The sequence below is a fragment of the Catenulispora subtropica genome (genome assembly GCF_039531675.1).
Taxonomy (GTDB): Bacteria; Actinomycetota; Actinomycetes; order Streptomycetales; family Catenulisporaceae; genus Catenulispora; species Catenulispora subtropica.
Genome location: NZ_BAAAQM010000001.1, coordinates 431,612 through 450,248, shown reverse-complemented (window position 1 = coordinate 450,248; position 18,637 = coordinate 431,612). Strand labels below are relative to the sequence as shown.

General features: G+C 70.0%; 19 protein-coding genes and 1 pseudogene. 8 read left to right on the top strand and 12 right to left on the bottom strand.

Annotation, left to right across the window (positions count from 1 at the left end):
- Together pdhA and ABD466_RS01965 are read right to left on the bottom strand one after the other, a co-directional pair.
- A complete protein-coding gene (pdhA, locus tag ABD466_RS01970; protein ID WP_344655125.1) occupies window positions 1-1,128 on the bottom strand; it encodes a pyruvate dehydrogenase (acetyl-transferring) E1 component subunit alpha in 1,128 nt (375 codons plus the stop codon).
- Between the two features lie 267 nt (window positions 1,129-1,395).
- Window positions 1,396-1,992, bottom strand: coding sequence for a TetR/AcrR family transcriptional regulator (locus ABD466_RS01965; protein WP_344655124.1), 597 nt, complete (start codon window positions 1,990-1,992; stop codon window positions 1,396-1,398).
- 90 nt (window positions 1,993-2,082) lie between these two features.
- Here ABD466_RS01965 and ABD466_RS01960 point away from each other — a divergent pair, with 90 nt between their 5' ends.
- Window positions 2,083-3,243: an FAD-dependent monooxygenase gene (locus tag ABD466_RS01960; protein WP_344655123.1), complete on the top strand. Its 1,161-nt coding sequence runs from the start codon at window positions 2,083-2,085 to the stop codon at window positions 3,241-3,243.
- Between the two features lie 16 nt (window positions 3,244-3,259).
- Window positions 3,260-4,204: a prephenate dehydratase gene (gene pheA, locus ABD466_RS01955; RefSeq protein ID WP_344655122.1), complete on the top strand. Its 945-nt coding sequence runs from the start codon at window positions 3,260-3,262 to the stop codon at window positions 4,202-4,204.
- Here the strand turns inward: pheA and ABD466_RS01950 are convergent.
- Window positions 4,191-5,003 carry a hypothetical protein gene (locus tag ABD466_RS01950; protein WP_344655121.1) on the bottom strand — a complete coding sequence of 271 codons (813 nt, stop codon included), beginning with the start codon at window positions 5,001-5,003 and terminating at the stop codon, window positions 4,191-4,193. The two genes, pheA and ABD466_RS01950, sit on opposite strands and share 14 nt — an antisense overlap.
- A 117-nt stretch (window positions 5,004-5,120) precedes the next feature.
- On the opposite strand from ABD466_RS01950, the pseudogene ABD466_RS01945 reads away from it, so the two are divergent.
- A pseudogene (locus tag ABD466_RS01945) lies at window positions 5,121-5,977 on the top strand (LamB/YcsF family protein).
- A 123-nt stretch (window positions 5,978-6,100) separates the two neighbouring features.
- Here the strand turns inward: ABD466_RS01945 and ABD466_RS01935 are convergent.
- From ABD466_RS01935 to ABD466_RS01920, 4 genes are all read right to left on the bottom strand, one after another.
- A complete protein-coding gene (locus ABD466_RS01935; RefSeq protein WP_344655171.1) occupies window positions 6,101-7,096 on the bottom strand; it encodes a hypothetical protein in 996 nt (331 codons plus the stop codon).
- A gap of 104 nt (window positions 7,097-7,200) precedes the next feature.
- A complete protein-coding gene (locus tag ABD466_RS01930) occupies window positions 7,201-7,464 on the bottom strand; it encodes a LapA family protein (RefSeq protein WP_344655120.1) in 264 nt (87 codons plus the stop codon).
- Between the two features lie 69 nt (window positions 7,465-7,533).
- A complete protein-coding gene (locus ABD466_RS01925; RefSeq protein WP_344655119.1) occupies window positions 7,534-8,103 on the bottom strand; it encodes an FHA domain-containing protein in 570 nt (189 codons plus the stop codon).
- 70 nt (window positions 8,104-8,173) lie between these two features.
- On the bottom strand, window positions 8,174-9,448 hold the full coding sequence (locus ABD466_RS01920) for a serpin family protein (RefSeq protein WP_344655118.1): 1,275 nt from the start codon (window positions 9,446-9,448) through the stop codon (window positions 8,174-8,176).
- Between the two features lie 80 nt (window positions 9,449-9,528).
- Between ABD466_RS01920 and ABD466_RS01915 the strand changes: the two genes are divergently transcribed.
- Window positions 9,529-10,044, top strand: a complete 516-nt coding sequence (locus ABD466_RS01915) for a hypothetical protein (RefSeq protein WP_344655117.1) — start codon at window positions 9,529-9,531, stop codon at window positions 10,042-10,044.
- Between the two features lie 40 nt (window positions 10,045-10,084).
- Here ABD466_RS01915 and ABD466_RS01910 read toward each other — a convergent pair whose 3' ends face one another.
- The 5 genes from ABD466_RS01910 to ABD466_RS01890 form a co-directional block, all read right to left on the bottom strand.
- Complete coding sequence (locus tag ABD466_RS01910) at window positions 10,085-10,753, bottom strand: nitroreductase family protein (protein WP_425558512.1); 669 nt, start codon at window positions 10,751-10,753, stop codon at window positions 10,085-10,087.
- Window positions 10,754-10,800: 47 nt separating this feature from the next.
- Window positions 10,801-11,352, bottom strand: coding sequence for an RcpC/CpaB family pilus assembly protein (locus ABD466_RS01905; protein ID WP_344655115.1), 552 nt, complete (start codon window positions 11,350-11,352; stop codon window positions 10,801-10,803).
- A 136-nt stretch (window positions 11,353-11,488) separates the two neighbouring features.
- Window positions 11,489-11,845, bottom strand: a complete 357-nt coding sequence (locus ABD466_RS01900) for an FmdB family zinc ribbon protein (RefSeq protein ID WP_344655114.1) — start codon at window positions 11,843-11,845, stop codon at window positions 11,489-11,491.
- A gap of 124 nt (window positions 11,846-11,969) precedes the next feature.
- A complete protein-coding gene (locus ABD466_RS01895; protein ID WP_344655113.1) occupies window positions 11,970-14,300 on the bottom strand; it encodes an ATP-binding SpoIIE family protein phosphatase in 2,331 nt (776 codons plus the stop codon).
- 94 nt (window positions 14,301-14,394) lie between these two features.
- Entirely contained in the window at window positions 14,395-15,015 is a 621-nt protein-coding gene (locus ABD466_RS01890; RefSeq protein ID WP_344655112.1) for a 5-formyltetrahydrofolate cyclo-ligase, read from the bottom strand.
- Window positions 15,016-15,057: 42 nt separating this feature from the next.
- On the opposite strand from ABD466_RS01890, the gene ABD466_RS01885 reads away from it, so the two are divergent.
- The 4 genes from ABD466_RS01885 (at window position 15,058) to moaC (ending at window position 18,497) form a co-directional block, all read left to right on the top strand.
- The gene (locus ABD466_RS01885) at window positions 15,058-15,744 is read left to right on the top strand and encodes a GGDEF domain-containing protein (RefSeq protein ID WP_344655111.1); all 687 of its coding nucleotides are present in this window, start codon (window positions 15,058-15,060) and stop codon (window positions 15,742-15,744) included.
- Between the two features lie 13 nt (window positions 15,745-15,757).
- Entirely contained in the window at window positions 15,758-16,678 is a 921-nt protein-coding gene (locus ABD466_RS01880) for a UTP--glucose-1-phosphate uridylyltransferase (protein WP_344655110.1), read from the top strand.
- A 77-nt stretch (window positions 16,679-16,755) separates the two neighbouring features.
- Window positions 16,756-18,000: a molybdotransferase-like divisome protein Glp gene (gene glp / locus ABD466_RS01875; protein ID WP_344655109.1), complete on the top strand. Its 1,245-nt coding sequence runs from the start codon at window positions 16,756-16,758 to the stop codon at window positions 17,998-18,000.
- Window positions 17,997-18,497, top strand: coding sequence for a cyclic pyranopterin monophosphate synthase MoaC (gene moaC, locus ABD466_RS01870; protein WP_344655108.1), 501 nt, complete (start codon window positions 17,997-17,999; stop codon window positions 18,495-18,497). The genes glp and moaC overlap by 4 nt, the downstream gene beginning before the upstream one ends.
- The last annotated feature ends 140 nt before the right edge of the window (window positions 18,498-18,637 follow it).

The window sequence follows — 18,637 nt, the reverse complement described above, 5'->3', positions numbered from 1 at the left end:
TCAGTGAGCACCCTCGAAAGATTCCCAGTAAGCCCCGTACTCTGCGCGTTCCTCGTCCATCAGGGGGTGCGGCTCGGCGTAGACGTGGTCGAAGATCGAGACCGGCTTGGGGTCCGGCATGGTGATGCAGCGCGCGCGGATGTCGGCGGCGACTTCGTCGGCCTCGTCGTCGACACCCTTGAAGAAGGCCTCGTCGGCGTAGTCGTTCTTCTCGAGGAAGGCGCGCATGCGCAGGATCGGGTCCTTGGCCTTCCACTCCTCCAGCTCGTCCGAGTTGCGGTAGCGGGTCGGGTCGTCGGACGTGGTGTGCGCACCCATGCGGTAGGTGAACGCCTCGACCAGCATCGGGCCGTTGCCGCTGCGGGCCCGCTCCAGGGCGGCCCGGGTGACCGCCAGGCAGGCCAGGACGTCGTTGCCGTCCACCCGCACGCCGGGGAAGCCGAAGCCGGCCGCGCGCTGGTAGAGCGGGACGCGGAACTGGCGCTCGTTGGGCTCGGAGATCGCCCACTGGTTGTTCTGGCAGAAGAACACCACCGGGGCGTTGTTCACGCTCGCGAAGACGAAGGCCTCGTTGACGTCACCCTGGGAGGACGCGCCGTCGCCGAAGTAGGCGATCACCGCCGCCTCGCGGCCGTCGCGCTGCATGCCCATCGCGTATCCGGTGGCGTGCAGCGTCTGGGAGCCGATGACGATCGTGTAGAGGTGGAAGTTCTTCTCGTTGGGGTCCCAGCCGCCGTTGTTCACGCCGCGGAACATCCCGAGCAGGTTCACCGGGTCCACGTCGCGGCACCAGGCCACGCCGTGCTCGCGGTAGGTGGGGAAGGCATAGTCCTCGGCGGTCTGCGCCCGGCCGGAGCCGACTTGCGCGGCCTCCTGGCCCAGGAGCGGGGCCCACAGCCCCAGTTCGCCCTGGCGCTGCAGCGCCGTGCCTTCGGCGTCGATGCGGCGGACCAGGACCATGTCCCGGTACAGGCCGCGGTATTCCTCGGGCGTCAGGTCGATCGAGTAATCAGGGTGCTCGACCAGATCCCCTTCGGGGGTGAGCAGCTGCACAAGGTCCGGCGCGGTGGCGGCGGCCTTCTTCTTTGCAGCGGTCTTGCCACCCGCGCCCTTGCGTGAGGTCACCACTACATGTCTCCTCTACACGTATCTCAGACGGACGTACGGCGGGATCGCCGCCGCGGTCAGCGAGGTGTGAACTGGCCGCGAGGTTCGGGTCGGGGTGTGACGTGGATCCCCCTCGGCCGTGCAGAGGCCACGTTACAGTGCGGAATGCGTGCGCGATGCCCTACGCCAAGTACGTGAATGGGCTCGAGCATCGCTATGTTGCCGGTGTGCACGCTGATGCGTCGTTAGCGGGTGAAACATGCACGATGCGGGCCTTCCTGGCCGTGCTTATGGTGTCTCTTCCGTAATCATTCCTCGGAACAGCTCCGCCAGCCCGTCGCGGATCTCCTCCCTGGTAGGCACGGCGTGATGGCCCGCGCCGGCCACGGAGTCGAACATCAAGCCCTCGCTCCAGGCGATGAAGGACCGGCTGTGGCGGTCAGGGTCGTTGCTGCCGAGAGCCGCCAGTAGAGCCCGGGCGGGGTCTCGGAACGTCTTCCCGGCGGCGTCGTAGATGGCTCGCAGTTCCGGCCGGCGGGTGGCCTCCAAGGCGAGTTCGAAGCGGGCCAGCAACTGATTTCGTCGCAGCGTGAGCGTGTCGTGGAGCTGGGTCGCCACCAAGTCCGCAGCCAGTTCCGGGCTGAGGCGCGGGAGGGCGAGCAAGCCGCCCGGGTTCGCCGCGTCCTCGAAGATCTCGGCCTCCAGGCGGCACAAGCGCGCGAATGTCGTCTCCAAAAGTGCGCCGCGGGTGCGGGCGTGGTTGGACGTGGATCCGGGAGGCAGGCCGGCGGCCTCGTCGACGGCGCGGTGGGTGAGCCCGCGCAGCCCTCGCTCCGCGAGCAGGGCGATGGCGGTGTCTCCGATGAGGTCGGGGCGGGACGTCATGGTCGAAGCCTAGCAGTTGACGACTACGCCTGTAGTGGCGTAGAACTACATCCGTAGTCGGAACTACGGATGTAGTGAGAGGGGATCGCTGTGAAGGCTGTCGTGGTGGGTGCGGGATTCGGTGGGCTGGCGGCTGCGGTGGGGCTGCATCAGCGGGGATGGGACGTGACGGTCGCCGAGCGGGCGCCCGAACTGCTGCCGGTCGGTGCCGGGCTCGCGGTGGCGCCGAACGGGCTGCGGGCGCTGGACATGCTGGGGCTGGGTGACGCGGTGCGGAAGCTCGCCGCCTTTCAGGGGGATGCCGCCATGCGCCGCTCTGATGGCCGGGTCATAGCGCGGACCGCCGGTTCGGCCATGGAGCGGCGCTTCGGGGACGCGGTGATCCCCGCGACGCGGGCCGCCGTCATGGACGTCCTGACGGCGTCGCTGCCACCTGATGCGTTGCGGCTCGGCGTCGCGGCGACGGGTGTCGAGGTCGGCGGCACTTCGGAACGGCCGCGACTGCTGACGGATTCCGGCCCGCTGGAAGCGGACCTGATCGTCGCCGCCGACGGCGTGAACTCGGTGCTGCGTAAGGCTCTGTTCCCGGAGCATGGCGGACCGGTCTACAGCGGCTTCACGGCCTGGCGCATGCTCGTCCCGGCGCCTCCCGGCGACTACCTGCCCGGTGAGACGTGGGGCGGGGGCCAGGTCTTCGGGATCACTCCGCTGGCTGACGGCCGGGTCTATGCGTACGCGGCTGACCATTCGCCCGCAGGTGTGACATACCCTGACGAGAAGGCGGAGCTCCTGCGGCGTTTCGGCGGCTGGCACCATCCCATCCCGGAGATCATCGGGGCCGCGGAACCTGGGGCGGTCCTGCACAACGACGTCTATGAGATGGCTGATCCGTTGCCTGCCTACCATCGCGGTGCGGTCGCGATCCTGGGAGATGCGGCGCATGCCATGACTCCCCATCTCGGGCAGGGGGCGAATCAGGCCATGGAAGACGCCGTCACCCTCGCTGCCCTTGTGGGGCCTGCCAAGGATTCAGTGGAGATCGCTACAGCACTTGCCCAGTACACCGCGCTAAGGGTTCCGCGCGGTGCCGACATAGTGCGACGCTCGCATCGGCTCGGAGCGCTGACCCAGACCACTTCGCGACCCAAGGCTGCGCTCCGGAATGTGGTGATGCGGCTCGCCGGACGTGTCGTCCCGGACCTGGCATTGCGCGCAATGGATCCAGTGGTCGCGTGGCAGCCGCCGCAGTAACCGTAGGCTAGGCCACATGTCCGAGAGTGCGCCGCTTCCCGTTCCGACCCGCTATGGCTTCCTGGGCCCGGCGGGGACCTTTACGGAGGCGGCGCTTCTTAACGTTCCCGGGGCGCGGGAAGCGGAGCGGCTCCCTTATGAGTCTGTTCCCGCGGCGCTGGACGCTGTGCGGCGCGGGGAGGTGGCGGGCGCGGTCGTCGCGTTCGAGAACTCGGTCGAGGGCGCGGTCCCGGCCACGCTCGACGACCTGTCGACCGAAGAGCCGCCGCTGCACATCGTGCGCGAGATCTTGTTGCCGGTGGAGTTCGCGCTCATGGGGCGTCCCGGCACCGCGCTGGAGGACATCAAGACGGTGTCCAGTCACCCGCACGCCTATCCGCAGTGCCGGAAGTGGCTCGCCGAGAACCTGCCGGACGCGCGGTGGATCGCCGCGTCGTCCAACGCCGACGCGGCGCGGCTGGTTTCGGAGGGCGTGCATGACGCCGCGCTGGCCGGCTCCTTCGCGGCACCGTTCTACCGGCTCACGCTGCTGGCGCAGGACATCCACGACGTCAGCGGCGCGGTCACGCGGTTCGTGATGGTCGTCCCGCCCGGGCCGGCGCCGGCGCGCACCGGGGCCGACAAGACGTCACTCGCGGTCGTGCTGCGGGACAACCACCCCGGGGCGCTGCTGGAGATCCTGGAGGAGTTCGCGGTCCGCGGCGTGGACCTGACGCGGATCGAGTCCCGGCCCACGCGGTCGCGGCTGGGGACGTACTGGTTCTCCATCGACTGCGAGGGCCACATCGACGACGAGCGGGTCGGCGAGGCGCTCATGGGCCTGCGCCGGGTCGCCGCGGAGGTGCGGTATCTGGGCAGCTACCCGCGGGCCGACGGGCGACCCGTGGAGGTCCGGCGAGGGACCTCCGACGAGGACTTCGGCGAGGCGGCCGCGTGGCTGCGCGGGCTCAGGAGCCGATGAGCGCGTTCAGCAGCGTCTCGCGCTCCTGGATGGCGGTGTAGAGCTGCTCGGAAATGGAGCGCAGGGCCGTCAGGGAGTCGTACTGATAGGCCGCCAGGACGTCGGCCATCGGGTTCTCCATCAGGGTCTGGCGCTCCAGCGACAGCTCCGCCTGCTTCGCGCGCAGCCAGATGAGCCGGTTCCGGAGCCACATCTCGCGCTGCGGGGCGTCCGGGGCCGGGCCCGAGGCCGCCAGGGACCACTCCTCACTGAGCTTCTGCAGCCCCGCGAGGTCGTCCTTCTCGTAGGCGGCGTTCACCCGCGTGATGAAGGCCGAGCGGCGCGCGATCTCCGTCGGATCCTGCACCAGGTCCGGGTGGGAGCGCCGGGCGAGCTCGCGGTACAGGCGCTGCGCGGTCTTGCTGGGGCGGACCGGGGCGTCGGGGTCGGCCGCGGCGTCGGTGCCGTTCGCCGCAGACTCCTCACGGGGCGGGCGCGGGGCGTCGGCGTCGCCGTCCTCCGCGTCACCGGCCGCGTCGTCGGCGGGGAACAGCAGCGGGTCCTCGCCGGCCACCTTGGCCCGCGCCTCCACGGCACGGCGGATCGCCTCGGGGTCGCCGGTCATCGCCGCCTCGGTCTCGGCGGTGAGCGCGTCCAGCTCGTCGAGCCGGCTGTACAGCGGCCCCAGCTGGATCTGGTGCAACCGGGTGAACTGGTCGAGCTCGGCGCGCAGCGTCTCGACGGCCACCTGCGTGTCGAGCAGGTTCGTCTCCGCCACCACGACGGCGTCCTCCAGACTCTGGAACAACGGCTCACTCATGGCCTGGGCAGTCTCCACGGTTTGTCCTCACAGATTTACTCAGGGCACTGCGGCAGAGAGGGTACAGGAGTGGCACAGGGTGACGACTCCGGCATCGGGCGTACTGTGGTGCGCAGGATGATCGACCTTAACGCAGATCTGGGCGAAGGTTTCGGCCGTTGGCGCCTCGGCGACGACGACGCCCTGTTGGGCCTGGTCACCAGTGCCAAGGTCGCCTGAGGCTTCCACGCCGGCGACTTCACCACCATGCGCACGGCGTGCGCGGCGGCGGTGACCCGCGGAGTGCGGATCGGCGCCCAGGTGGGCTACCGCGACCTGCCCGGCTTCGGCCGCCGGGACATCGAGTACGACCCACACGAACTTGTTGACGATGTGCTCTATCAGATCGGTGCTCTAGACGCTTTCGCTCGGGCGGCCGGTGACCGGGTGCGGTATGTGAAGCCCCACGGAGCCCTGTACAACGCATAGTGCGCGACGCGGTGCAGGCCGAGGCCGTCGTCCGCGCCGTGACCCGATACGCCGCGGTCTACGAGACCCCCTGCCGGTACTGGGCTTGCCAGGGTCGGTGTTCCTGGAACTCGCCGCCGCCGCCGGACTGCCGACGGTCGCCGAGGCTTTCGCCGAACGAGCGTACACGCCCCGGGGGACACTGGTGCCCCGATCGACCCCGGGAGCGGTCCTGTCCTTCCCCGAGGAGGTCGCCGCCCGCACGGTGGAGATGGGCGGTATCCGGCACCGTGACCGCGATCGACGGAAGCGAGGTGCGCGTCGGCGCGGAGTCGTTGTGCGTGCACGGGGACTCGCCCTCAGCGGTGGCGGTGGCGGTGGCGGTGGCGTTGGCGCGGGCGGCGGGGCGGGCGCGGGATGGGGAGCCGGCTAGTGAGCCGATGGTGGTCGGTGCCATGCAGGTGCCGCCGGACGGCAGGCCGGCGCTGTTTCTGGCCGACCATCCGGTGACCGGGGGTACCCGGTGATCGCGTGTGCCCATCGGGCGGACTTGGATGCCGTCGGGCAGGCGCGACCGGGGACCCCGGATCCGGTTCCGGATGGTCGGCGGGTGGGCGTAGGGCCGTGCGCTGAGTGGTTGTGGGCGGGGATCACGTCGCGCCGGTCGGGTGGCCCTTCGGCGGGTTCAGGTACGCAGCGAGCGTCGCGCCCGCTAGCGATGGCTGCGCGTGATTCAGGAGGCGGTCGCCGGGGCCGATGTCGCTGTGAGGATCCGGGTCGGTGCCGGATCCCGTGCGTTGGCGGGGGATCCGAGGCGGGCTCGGTGGGATGTCAGGGCCCGGTGATGGTGATTTGTCGGGATCCGGTGGCGGGGTCGGGTCCGCGGCCGTGCTGGAGAAGGCCGGCGAGGTGGTCTGCGGCGGAAGGTCCGTTGGAACGGTGCTGACATCAGCGAAGCCTGGGGCCTGGTCGGACGATGGCTGATCGGGACGGTCCGGGACGCCGACATCGACGCCGGGATGCGGAGTGGTGGCGGCCGGAGCCGAAGTCTGGGTGGGAGCCGAGGGCGGGGCTGGGGTTGCGGTTGGCATTTCGGCAGCGTTTGCTTCGGCGGATGGTGCGGCGCCGGCCTGGAAAGCGGGTTCGGCGGATGGTGCGGCGCCGGCCTGGGGAGCGGGTTCGGCGGCGGGCCCGTCGAGGGGAGTGGCATCTGCCGGGGCGAAGGGGCCCGTGAAGAGGGCGGGCAGGGGCTTCAGGGTGTCCGGGTCGATCCAGCCTTGTTTGATCGCCTCTTGCTGGCAGCCGGTGCGGGAGCGGCCGGCGGCGGTGCTGATGGCGGCCCAGCTTTGGCCTAGTCGGAGGCGGTGGAGGAGATCGGTGCGTTGGGGGTCGGTCCAGCGGGTGCCGTGGTTGGGCCAGAGGGCTTTGCGGCGGGCCAGCTCGGGGTTGGGTTGTTTGGCGAACCAGGTGATGGAGCGGAGTTGGCCTTGGTCGGCTACGTAGACGACTTCGCCTTGGTGGTGGAAGACGAGTTGGTCGTCGTGGAACTCGACGCCGTCGGCGGGGATCATCAGTTGGGCGCCGGGGGTGGTTTCCGGGGCGGATATGAGTTCCGCGCGGAGCCAGGGCTGGGTGGTGGTGGTCATTGGTCCCCCTCTGCGGTGGTTTGGGGTTTGGGTTCTTTCAGGGTGGCAGAGGGGTGGGGTTGGATGTAGGGCGAATTGGGTGATTGAGGATAAGACGTTTTATATTATTGCCGAGCTTTGCGTTGCCTGGTGCGGGTGAGGAGGAGGCTGACCAGCATGCCGGCCAGGAAGGTGCCGGCCAGGGTCAGCCACATGGGGGAGGTCACGGTCACCACCCAGAAGGTGATGCTGGCCTTGTGCGTGTTGGCCAGGATGAACCAGATCGCGATCACCGCGATGACGATGCCGCCGATCAGGCGGGAGCGCTCGGCCTTGTCGGCCGCGGTGCGTTGGGGCTGCGGCGGGGGCTTCGGGGCTTCGGTCGTCATGAACGGGCTGTTGCCGGGGCGGGCGTGCGGGAACCGTTCGTTGCCCCGGACGGGGGATCTCCCGGGCGGTCAGTGCCCGTTCAGGGAGAAGACCACCGAGCCGAAGGAGACCTCGTCGCCGGGGTGGACGGCGGTGGGGGCGGTGATGCGCCAGCCGTTGACCCGGGTGCCGTTGGTGGAGCCCAGGTCGACCAGGAACCAGCCGGTGTGGGAGCGGCGGAACTCGGCGTGGTAGCGGGACACCGTCGTGTCGAACAGCTGCAGGTCGCATTCCGGCATGCGGCCGATGCGGAGGGTCGACTGGGCGTTGCCGGGGAGGGACAGGCGGGGGAGGGAGGGGCCGCGCCAGGCGGCCTTGACCCGGAAGCGGAAGTGCGCGACGGCGGCGACCGCGTTGACCATGCGCTGGCCGAGGCCCGGCCGCGGGGGCGGGATCGGCAGATCGGAGACGAGCTGTGTCAGCTCGTTGTGCGAGCGCACCGCCAGTGCCTGGTCGATGCGGTGAGAGAACGTGTCGCTGGACAGCCGGCCGGCCTCGGCGCCGGCCGCCAGCTGCTCGATGGCGTCATCGCGCTCGGCGTCCGAGGGCCGGTGGTCCGGCGGCTGCCAGGCCGCGTTCCCGAACGATGGACCTCCCATGAGAGCAATTGTCAGGTGTCGGCCGAGCGGGTGTCCAGCAAGACCGTGGGGGTATCGTCAGGGGCCTGCCTCAACCCCTGGGGTCGGTGACCTGTCCGAGGAAGAGGATCTGCCCGCTGACGGTGTCGCGGATCAAGAACAGGAACGGCCGGTCGACGTGCATGGTCACCGTGTGGCTCGGGCCCGGGGCGGCTCCGGCCACGACCGAGACGCCGGAGGCGGCCGCCGCGGTGGTGCCCTCCTCGTCGACGGCGACGTGGGTCTTCTGCACGACGGTGCCCACCGAGAGCTTCTCCGGCTTGGCCGGGATGCCGCTCAGGTCGGCGGCGCCGGCGTCGAACACCGAGGTCATGCCCAGGGCGGTCAGCGCCTCCTTGAGCTGCAGGCTGGTGTCGAAGGTGAACTTCGGCAGCTGCAGGTCGACCTGCGCGGTCGAGGCCGAGGCCGCCATCGACGCCAGCTTGTCGGCGGTGACCTCCTTGCGGAAGGTGTCGAAGGTGCCGGCCGCCGGGAGCACGATGCCCATCGCCATGTGGTCCTGCTCGTAGGGCAGCTCGACGTACTGCCAGCCGCTGTTCTCGGCATAGCCGTACTCGTGGAGCTGGCTCATGGTGGGGACGGCGGCCGTGCCGCCCTTGCCCAGGTGGAACGGCATGTCGCTGGTGCCGCTCTTCTGGAACGTGTCGGCCCACTTGGCCTTGAAGTACAGCGCGTCGGTGAGCGCCAGGCGGGTGCTCGCGTCGATGGAGCCGAGGCCGAACAGGTCCTTGATCAGTCCGTTGGTCTGGTCCTGGACGGTCTTGTTGATCGTCTGCCGGGCGTCGTCCGGTGCGCCCGAGAAGTCGACCTCGTGCATGCCGGTGTCGAACGCCGTGGCCAGCGCCTTCAGATAGGGCTGCTGGAGGTCGTAGCCCTTCTGCGTCCACGCGCTGTCGTACTGCTGCAGGTCCGCCTTGTCGGTGAGCGCACGCTGCGCCGTGGCGGCGTTCAGGGCGCCCAGCGCGTTCGCGAACTGGTCGGCCGGCAGCGAGCTGTGCAGGGTCTTGGTCATCTCGGCCGCGGTCTGGCCCTTGGCGCCGGGCATCAGCATGGCCAGCACCGTGGCCAGGCTGGTCGGCGAGACCATGACGTTGCCGTCCCGGCCGTCGGCGACGGCGTGGAAGACGTCGACTCCGAACGCGTTCGCGCTCGTGGCGGCGGCGGCCAGGTCCGCCGGGGCGACGGTCGCGCGGCTCGCGTCGGCCCGGACCAGGGCGCCGTCCTTCGGTTTGCCGCCGCCGGACGAGCACGCGGTCAGGGCGGCGAGGGCGGCGGCGACGATCACTGCTATCTGCTGACGTGGCATGCGGATTGGACGCAGCCGACGGCGATCCGGTTTCCCGAACGAGTGAGTGACTGACTCGGACGCCGGTCGTTGAAGCGGTCATGAACGTCATGACCTTGTCGCCAGTGGCTCCTCTTTCCGTGAAGCAGAACGAGGAACAGCAGTTAGTAGGTGAATCTGTTGATATCCCTCAGCAGCAGGGTGTGGAGCTGACGCCCGAGCCGTCCGGGGAGGGGTCCCCGGAGATGGCCGTTGAGAAGACCTCGGAGACGGAGCAGGAGCCGGAGCAGGAGCCGGTCGGCGAGGCCACTGAGGAGAAGGACGAGAAGGACGAGAAAGACGAGAAGAAGACAACTGCCAAACCCAAGCGGAAAAGCGCCCCGCGCAAGGCCGCCGGTGGCACCAAGACCCTCGTCGTCCTGAAAGAGGGCCGGGTGCAGTACGCGGACTCCGAGACCGTCGTCGTCGTGGACCTCGACGAGGCCTCCTCCCCCGACACGGACGTCCACGACGTCCTGGACCGCCTCACGGAGCTGCGCGACGCCGTCGAGTCGTCCGGCAAGGCGGACGCGGTCAAGGCGCTGACAGACCTGATCCAGGAAAAGGCTTTGGGCTAGCCGAGGGTCCGGGCCCGGACGCATCCGGGCCCTGCTCGTCCTAGTCCTTCGACGGCTGCCAGAGCGGTTCGTCGACGGTGAAGCCCACCGGCTCGCCCCAGCCGTTGCGGTACGCGACCTCGTGCGCGGGCCGTCGCGGGGCCACCGCCCAGCGGCCGGTCGGGTACCCGAAGGACACGCAGCAGGCCTGCTTCCAGTCGTCGTCGGCCGGCACGCCCAGGATCTCCTTGACCTCGTGGTCGTGGAAGGCTCCCAGGATCGACGTCAGCGCGCTGCCGACTCCGTTCACCCGGGCGGCGAGCTGGGCGCTCCAGACCGCCGGAAAGATCGAGCCGCCGGTGCGGTCCCACTGGACGAACGCGAACAGGAACAGCGGCACCTGCTCGAAGTGGTCGGCCAGCCACTGGGAGGACTTGGCGACCTTGGCCATCTGGATGGACTCCGGGCTGTCCGGATCGGCGGCCACCGCGGCCATGCGCGGGGCGTAGATGGTCCGGTAGAGCTGGTCCAGGGCGTCGCGGTAGAGCGGGCCGAGGAGCTTCTTCTTCTCGGGGTCGTCCAGGAGCAGGAATCGCCAGTTCTGGGTGTTGCCGCCGGACGGGGCACGGATGGCGGCGTCGAGGATCTGGGCCTGGACCGTGTCCGGGATCGGGTCCGGCTTGACCCGGCGCATTGCGCGGGTGGTGTAGAGCGCTTCGTAGATGTCCATGGTGAAGCGCACAGTAGGTTCCATCCCCGGCCGGGACAAGTGCGGGCTCACCCATGGCGAAGCGCGTAGCTCAAGCGGTCCGCGACCGCGGCGCGGGCCAGGCGGGCGGCGGTGGCGTTGTCCACAGCCAGGAAGACCAGACCGCCGTCGTCCGGCGCGGCGCGGGCCGGGCCGGCGGTGTCCGCGGGGCGCGCGATCTCGAGTACTGAGACGTCGAGGGCCACCGCTGTCTCATTCCGCGGCCGGGCGCCGAGCGGGTCGCGGGCGGCGGGATCGGGGGCGACGGGCTCCGGTGGCGCGCCCGGGCCGGTGTCGCGGGCGGCGAGCACGTCGATCCGGTCGCCGGGGCGCAGATAGCCGGCGCTGCCGGCGTCGGCGAACCGCACCGGGACCGCGACCAGGCCGCTCATCAGGGGTTCCGCGGCGAACCGGGGTGGCCGGCGGGGTGGCGGACCGGAGGGCTCGGCGGACACCAGGGCCATCGAGACCCCGGCGAACCCGGCGGCTCCGACCACGCGGAGGCGGCGGGTTCTGGATGAGCGGCGCCGTCCGGCTATGCGGGCGGCGAGCTTCGAACGGCTGGCGGAGGTGGTCGGCATCGTTCTCCCTGGCGTAGTCGGGACGCTTCAGGGAGTAATGATCCGGAGGTGCGGCGAAGCCTGTCCACGGCCGCGGTGCGACCTGTGGATAACTAGGGGAAGTCTGTGGATAACCCGGTGGATGGCCGGGCTGTGCTCAGCTGCCTGTGGACGAGGTCGAGGAAGAACCCGACGACGAGGCCGACGTCGAGGAGGAGCTCGAGGAGCTCGAGCCCGACGAGGACGACTCGCTCTTGCCCGAGGAGCCGGACGAGCCGGAGCCCGAGGACCCGCTCGAGCCGTTCGACGACGCGGCCGGCGTGGACGAGCTCGACGACGAGCGGCTGTCGGTCCGGTAGAAGCCGCTGCCCTTGAACACGATGCCCACAGCGGAGAAGACCTTGCGCAGTTCGCCCTCGCAGTTGGGGCAGACGGTCAGCGCGTCGTCCGTGAACTTCTGCATGACCTCCAGCGCCTCACCGCAGTCCTTGCACTGGTACTGGTAAGTCGGCACGGGGAACTCCTTCTTCGACCTGGCACTCTGGCCGCCAGACTGCTAATTCTGCGGGATCGGCGCGGAGCTGTCCAATGCGGGGGTACCGGGCAGTGACGCACGTCACGTTCGATGCGGGGCCGGATCAGAACAGCGGGATCTCGAACCAGACGAACTTCCCGGCGTCGGTGGGCCGCGCGCCCCACCGCGCCGACAGCGCGTCCACGAGATACAACCCGCGGCCGCCCTCATCTGTTTCCGCGGCCTGCCGGATGCGCGGCAGCCGGACGTCCGGGTCGTGCACCTCGATCCACAGCGCCCGCAGACCGCGGCGCAGCACCAGGTCCAGCCGTCGCGAGCCGCCGGGCGCGGTCAGGGTGCCGTCCAGCATCCCCAGTTCGTCCAGCAGGCCGGGCTCGGCGAGCAGGTCCATCTCGCCGTCCTCGTCCAGAGCCCCGAGGTGGTGGGCGTACTCCCGGACCGCGGCCAGCTCCAGCATGTCCTCGGCCAGCGGCGGCGGCTCGGCCTCCGGCTGCTGGTCGGAGTCGGCGAAGGACCACGGCGACGGCCGCGGTCCGCTCGCGTGCCGCACCGCGTTGGTGATCAGCTCCGACACCAGCAGCTCGGCCAGCTCGGCGTGTTCGCTCAGGCCCCACTCCCGCAGCACCGCCCGGGTGTGGTGGCGGGCCGCGAACGCCGCCTCGGGACGCGCCGGCAACGCCAGGCGGGACAGCGGCAGGTCGACCGTCGAGGTCGCCATGGCGAGCACGGCCTGGTCGTCATGGGCCTCGCTGCCCGCGGCGCGCAACGCCGCCCGGCAGATCGCCCGAGGCTCCCGCACCACCCGTTCGACGGCCTCGCACAGGGTCCGCACACCCTGGTCCACCGACTGGTCGCGGCGCTCCACGACCCCGTCGGTGTACATCACCAGGACGTCGCCCGGCGGGATGCTGAAAATGTGGTCGTCGAACTGCACCGCGCCCTTGCCCCCGCCCGGTCCCAGCGGACCGATGCCCAGCGGGACGTCCGGCGGGACCTCCATGGGATACGTACCGTGTGCCGAGGCGAGGAGCGGCGGGGGATGACCGGCGTTGGCTAAAGCGCACCGCCGCGTGAAGGGGTCGTAGATCGCGTATACACAGGTGACGAGGATCTCCTCGTTCAACCCGCGTACCAGTTCGTCCAGATACGACAGCAACTGCCCCGGCTGCACATCGAGCACCGCATAGGCCCGCAGAGCCGCCCGCAGCTGTCCCATCACCGCAGCGGCGTGGGCTCCACGACCCTGCACGTCTCCGATGACGACACCGATCCGCCCGGCCGACAGCTCCACCACGTCATACAGGTCGCCGCTCACTTCAGAAGCGGCACCCGGTGCGTAGCCCACGCGGATGGAGACACCGTCAGGAAGCGGCAGATCGGTCGGCAGCAGCGACTTCTGCAGTGCCAGAGCCAATGTCCGCTGCCGATCGAACATGGCCGCGTTCTCCAGGGCCAGCCCTGCCCGCGCAGCCAGCTCCTCGACCAGTTCCAAGTCCGCGGTGTCATAGCGCGGTGTCGGATCCGCGTCCTCAGTGAGCGCGATGGCCAGCACGCCACGCACTCCACTCGGCGCCAGCAAGGGAACCGCGATCAGAGACTTGGCATCCAGCAGCAGCGACTTGCGGTCGCACTCTTCATCCGGATCCAGCGCCTTGACCCGCGGCGCCCCCTGGATGAGCACTGGACGACCCGTTCGCAGCGCGCGGTCACACGGGTGCCGCGCGGGGTAGTGGATCTCCGTACCCGAACGCATAGGGGGACACGGCGCGGTGTCCGTACTGTGCACGGTCACCAAGCGCTCGGCGACGCCGTTCTCGTCCAGCAGGTCCACCACACAGGTGTCCGCGAACGCCGGGACCAGGATCTCGGCCAGCGCCGCCAGTGTCCGGCCGGTGTCGAGCGACGTCCCCAGCTGCATCCCGGCCCGCGACAGCACCGCGGCGCGCACCGCCGCCCGGGCCGCGGCCCGCTGCTGGTCGTCGCGGCTGGCGTCGGTCCCGAACAGGTCGATCGCCGTCACCACGGTCCCGGTGATCATGCCGCCGCTGGTCATCGGCGCGGCCCGCACCCGGGCCAGCAGCGAGTCGCCGTTGCGGGTGGTGATCGGGAAGGAGCCCTCCCAGGTCCCGCCGCGCTGCACCGTCGACCCGATGGAGTCCAGATGCGACTGCGCATTGCCGTTGGTGCCGTCGGCGACCACGAACTCGGTCCACGGACGGCCCAGGACTTCGTCGCCGTTGTACCCGAACAACTCCTCGGCGGCGGGGTTCCAGCCGGTGATCAGCCCGCGCCGGTTCAGCACCACGACCGGATCCGGCAGCGCCTCCAGCACCGCGATCGCCGCACTCTGCGTGGCGTTGTTCGGGATCAGCTCGGCCGACGGCTGAAGCCGGGCATGCGGGAGCTGTTCCCCGGTCCCCGGCTGACGTCGCATGTGAGATACCAACCGCTCTGCCGAACCCTGTCCTTCTTTAAGCGCCGAGTCTGCCACTAGCGGTCCCCTCCGCGCGAGGAAACCCGGCGGGATATTAATGCCAGCGGCGAACGCTTTCCCCCGCGACGGCCAAGTCGACGGGGCGGTCGTGCGGCTCCACCGGGACGTCCACGTCCATCTCGCCCGGGTACAGCAGGGCCGCGACCCGGGGGCGCGCGACGCTTCCGGACGCCTCGATCCTGGCCAGCACCCGGTCGTAGCTGCCGCCGCCGCGGCCCATCCGCATCCCGGAGGGCGACACCGCCAGCGCTGGCACCACGATCCACGAGGCCGACAACACAGCGTCCGCACCCAGTGACTCAGAGGGCTCCGGGATCGGGCTCGGCCGGATGCCGCCGGGCGGATTCCTTCGAACGAGTGAATCAGGACCGGTGTACAGCCCCCACGACAGGTCCATGTCATTCTCTAGAATGGGTAATAAGACACGGACACCGCGCTCACGCAGCCCAGCCAGCAACGGGCCCGTGTCGGGCTCGGTGCCGAAGGACGCGTACGCGGCGACCATGTCCGCGTCGCCGATCCACCCCAGCAACGTCGCGCAGGCCTCGGCCGACCATCGCGCGCGCAGCTCGGGGGCGCACGCTCGGCGCGCGGCCAGCAACCGTGACCGGATCGTGCCCTTGGCGGGGCCCGGGTCGTTGAAATGGTTCGTCATGCTGTGCTCAAGAATGCCAGGCCGGGAGAGGAGCCCCACCGAATGACCCTCACGGCGGCCGCTTTGGTGTTCCTTGCGGTGGCCTGCGCCTTCCTGGGCGGTATGACCCTGGCCCTGCGGCAGAAGCTCGACCGGCTCCAGGAGAGCACCCGCGCCGCGCTGGCCGAGGCCGCCGACGAGGTGGTGGGACTGGAACAGGGCCGTGAGGATCTCGAGCGGCTCTCCGCGATCGATCCCCTGACCGGGGTCTGGAACTACCGGCACCTGCAGGGCACCCTGAGCCGTGAGCTCGAGGCCGCACGCACCACGGGGACCGGTGGCGCCCTGCTGATGATCGATGTCGACGACTTCCGTCGGGTCAACGCCGCGTACGGCCACCAGCGCGGCTCGGCCGTGCTGCGCGAACTCGCCCAGCGCCTCGCCCTGGAGGTCCGCACCGCCGACACCTTCGCCCGCTACGGCGGCGAGGAGTTCGTCCTGATCCTGCCCGGCACCAACGCCGAAACCGCCACCAAGGTCGCCGAACGGCTCTGCTACGCCGTCCGGAAGATCGCCTTCGACGCCGGCCCGGACAGCGATCCGGCCCAGGGCGCGCTCCAACTCACGATCTCCATCGGCGGTGTGACATATCCGGACCACGGCACCCATGCGACGACGCTATTGCGTCAAGCTGACGAACAACTCATGGCGGCTAAACGCGACTCTCATGGAAGTTGGCGGATCAGCTGATACCGTCCCGCTCATGGTGGAGGTTCGAAAAGCAGTCATTCCGTCGGCGGGCCTGGGCACCCGGTTCCTTCCCGCCACCAAGGCGACGCCCAAGGAGATGCTGCCGGTCATCGACAAACCGACGATCCAGTACGTCGTCGAGGAAGCCGTGACCGCGGGACTGACCGACGTCCTCATGGTGACCGGCCGTAACAAGCGGCCGCTGGAGGACCACTTCGACCGCGCGGCGGAGCTGGAAGAGGCGCTCGCCGCTAAGGGCGACGAGGCGCGGCTGGAGCAGGTGCGCGCGTCCTCGAACATGGCCAACGTCCACTATGTGCGGCAAGGCGACCCCAAGGGGCTCGGCCACGCCGTCCTCAAGGCGGCGTCCTACGTGAACGGCGAGCCTTTCGCAGTGCTGCTCGGCGACGACTTCATCGACGAGCGCGACCCCCTGCTGCCGGCGATGATAGAGGTCCGCAGGCGCTACGGCGGTTCGGTCGTCGGCCTCATCGAGGTCCCCGAAGAGCACATCCACATGTATGGCTGCGCGGCGGTGAAGCCCGCCCCGGACGGTCCCGCCCTGCCCTTCGACCACACCAGCCTGATTCAGATCACCGACCTGGTGGAGAAGCCGGCCGCGGCACAGGCGCCGTCGAACCTCGCCGTGATCGGCCGTTACGTCCTGGACCCGGCCGTGATGGACGTCCTGGCCGAGACCCCGCCCGGCCGCGGCGGCGAGATCCAGCTCACCGACGCCCTGCGCACCCTGGCCGGGAACCCGGACGTCGGCGGTCCGGTGCACGGCGTGGTCTTCACCGGCCGCCGCTACGACACCGGCAACCCGATCGACTATTTGAAGACCGTCGTCCAGCTCGCCGTGGACCGTCCGGATCTCGGTAAGGAGTTCCGCGAGTGGCTCTCCGACTATGTCCGGGAGGGCTTCCAGATCTGAGCCAGGGGGTCCTCCAAGTAGATGGAGATCACCCTTATCTCGGCTTCTACGTCCTTCGCGTAAGGGATGATGGACGTATGGCCGACGAATCCGAAAACGAGAAGATGCGCAGCGTCGACGACCACTTGGCCCTGGTCCTGGACACCGTGCAGCTGCTCGCCCCGATGGAGCTCCCGATCACGGATGTGAACGGGCTGACGCTCGCCGCCGACGTGGTCGCCGCCATGCCGCTGCCGCCGTTCGACAACTCCTCGGTCGACGGCTACGCGGTCCGCTTGGCCGACCTGGACGGCGCCGCGGAGGACAGCCCCGCGGAGCTGCGCGTGGTCGGCGACATCGCGGCCGGTTCGGTGTTCGAGGGGATCCTGGAGCCGGGCACCTGCGCGCGCATCATGACCGGGGCGATGGTGCCGCACGGCGCTGAGGCGATCGTGCCGGTGGAGTGGACCGACGGCGGCACCGAGAGCGTGCGGATCACCCGGGTCCCGGAGCGCGACGAGCACGTCCGGGTGCTCGGCTCGGACGTGGCCAGCGGCGAGGTGGTGCTCAAGGCCGGCACCAAGCTGGGCCCGCGCCAGATCGGCCTGCTGGCCGCGATCGGCCAGGTCCACGCCCCGGTGCACCCGCATCCGCGGGTCGTGGTGCTCTCCACCGGCTCCGAGCTCGTCGAGCCCGGCACGCCGCTGGGCCCGGGCCAGATCAACGACGGCAACGGCCCGGCGCTGACCGCCGCGGTGAACGCCATGGGCGCCACCGGCATCCGGGTCGGGATCATCGGCGACGAGCCGCAGGGCGTCCTGAACGCGATCGAGGACCAGCTGATCCGCGCCGACATGGTGGTCACCACCGGCGGCGTCTCGGTCGGCGCCTACGACGTGGTGAAGGAGGTGCTCTCGACGCTGGGCACCGTGGAGTTCACCAAGGTCGCGATGCAGCCCGGCATGCCGCAGGGCTTCGGCACCGTCGGCGAGGACCGGATCCCGATCTTCACACTGCCCGGCAACCCGGTGTCGGCGTACGTGTCCTTCGAGCTCTACATCCGCCCGGCGATCGAGAAGATGATGGGCCGGGAGGCCGGGCCGCGGCGCACGGTGACCGCGACCTGCTTCGGCGCCTTCTCCTCCCCCCGGGGCAAGCGACAGTTCGCGCGCGGCGTCTACGACGCGGTCGGGCACAGCGTGCGGCCGGTCGGCGGGCACGGCTCGCACCTGGTCGGCGACCTGGCGCTGGCCAACGCGCTGATCGTGGTGCCCGAGCACGTCACCGAGGTGGTGGACGGCGACGACGTCGAGGTGATCGTGCTCGACGGCGGCCCGCGATGAGCACGGACGACCGGGCCGGCAAGTCCGACCACCTGACGCACCTCGACAGCGCCGGCGACGCGCGCATGGTCGACGTGACCGCGAAGCCGGTGTCGGCGCGGGAGGCCCGCGCCACCGGCTTCGTCGAGGTCTCGCCGAAGGTCGTGGAGCTGCTGCGCGGCGAGGGCGTCCCGAAGGGGGACGCCCTGTCGGTCGCGCGCATCGCCGGGATCATGGGCGCGAAGAAGACCCCGGACCTGATCCCGCTGTGCCATCCGATCGCCATCAGCGGAGTGAAGGTCGCGCTGCGGGTCGAAGACGAGGGAGTGGCCATCGCCGCGACCGTGAAGACCGCGGACCGGACCGGGGTGGAGATGGAGGCGCTGACCGCGGTGGCGGTCGCCGGCCTCACTGTGATCGACATGGTGAAGGCGGTGGACCCGGCTGCCGTCCTCACCGGGATCCAGGTCGAGACCAAGACCGGCGGTGTGTCAGGGGACTGGTCGCGCGCGGGTTAGATAACCCTTGCGACTTGAAGGTCTCGGTGTCATGGTGCCCCGAACGCGGTTGTGAGCCTCCCTACCCACCGGCCCCCGATCCTGCACCGGCTTCGCCGTTGCTTGGATCGAGGTTGCGTAGGGGCCCAGACGTTCGTGTT

Bases quoted from the DNA above. Each gene is read 5' to 3' on its own strand.
- ABD466_RS01965 (WP_344655124.1), bottom strand. From the start codon at position 1,992: ATGACGTCCCGCCCCGACCTCATCGGAGACACCGCCATCGCCCTGCTC.
- pheA (WP_344655122.1), top strand. From the start codon at position 3,260: ATGTCCGAGAGTGCGCCGCTTCCCGTTCCGACCCGCTATGGCTTCCTG.
- ABD466_RS01950 (WP_344655121.1), bottom strand. From the start codon at position 5,003: ATGAGTGAGCCGTTGTTCCAGAGTCTGGAGGACGCCGTCGTGGTGGCG.
- ABD466_RS01935 (WP_344655171.1), bottom strand. From the start codon at position 7,096: ATGACCACCACCACCCAGCCCTGGCTCCGCGCGGAACTCATATCCGCC.
- ABD466_RS01930 (WP_344655120.1), bottom strand. From the start codon at position 7,464: ATGACGACCGAAGCCCCGAAGCCCCCGCCGCAGCCCCAACGCACCGCG.
- ABD466_RS01925 (WP_344655119.1), bottom strand. From the start codon at position 8,103: ATGGGAGGTCCATCGTTCGGGAACGCGGCCTGGCAGCCGCCGGACCAC.
- ABD466_RS01920 (WP_344655118.1), bottom strand. From the start codon at position 9,448: ATGCCACGTCAGCAGATAGCAGTGATCGTCGCCGCCGCCCTCGCCGCC.
- ABD466_RS01915 (WP_344655117.1), top strand. From the start codon at position 9,529: ATGAACGTCATGACCTTGTCGCCAGTGGCTCCTCTTTCCGTGAAGCAG.
- ABD466_RS01910 (WP_425558512.1), bottom strand. From the start codon at position 10,753: ATGGACATCTACGAAGCGCTCTACACCACCCGCGCAATGCGCCGGGTC.
- ABD466_RS01905 (WP_344655115.1), bottom strand. From the start codon at position 11,352: ATGCCGACCACCTCCGCCAGCCGTTCGAAGCTCGCCGCCCGCATAGCC.
- ABD466_RS01895 (WP_344655113.1), bottom strand. From the start codon at position 14,300: ATGCGACGTCAGCCGGGGACCGGGGAACAGCTCCCGCATGCCCGGCTT.
- ABD466_RS01890 (WP_344655112.1), bottom strand. From the start codon at position 15,015: ATGACGAACCATTTCAACGACCCGGGCCCCGCCAAGGGCACGATCCGG.
- ABD466_RS01885 (WP_344655111.1), top strand. From the start codon at position 15,058: ATGACCCTCACGGCGGCCGCTTTGGTGTTCCTTGCGGTGGCCTGCGCC.
- ABD466_RS01880 (WP_344655110.1), top strand. From the start codon at position 15,758: ATGGTGGAGGTTCGAAAAGCAGTCATTCCGTCGGCGGGCCTGGGCACC.
- glp (WP_344655109.1), top strand. From the start codon at position 16,756: ATGGCCGACGAATCCGAAAACGAGAAGATGCGCAGCGTCGACGACCAC.
- moaC (WP_344655108.1), top strand. From the start codon at position 17,997: ATGAGCACGGACGACCGGGCCGGCAAGTCCGACCACCTGACGCACCTC.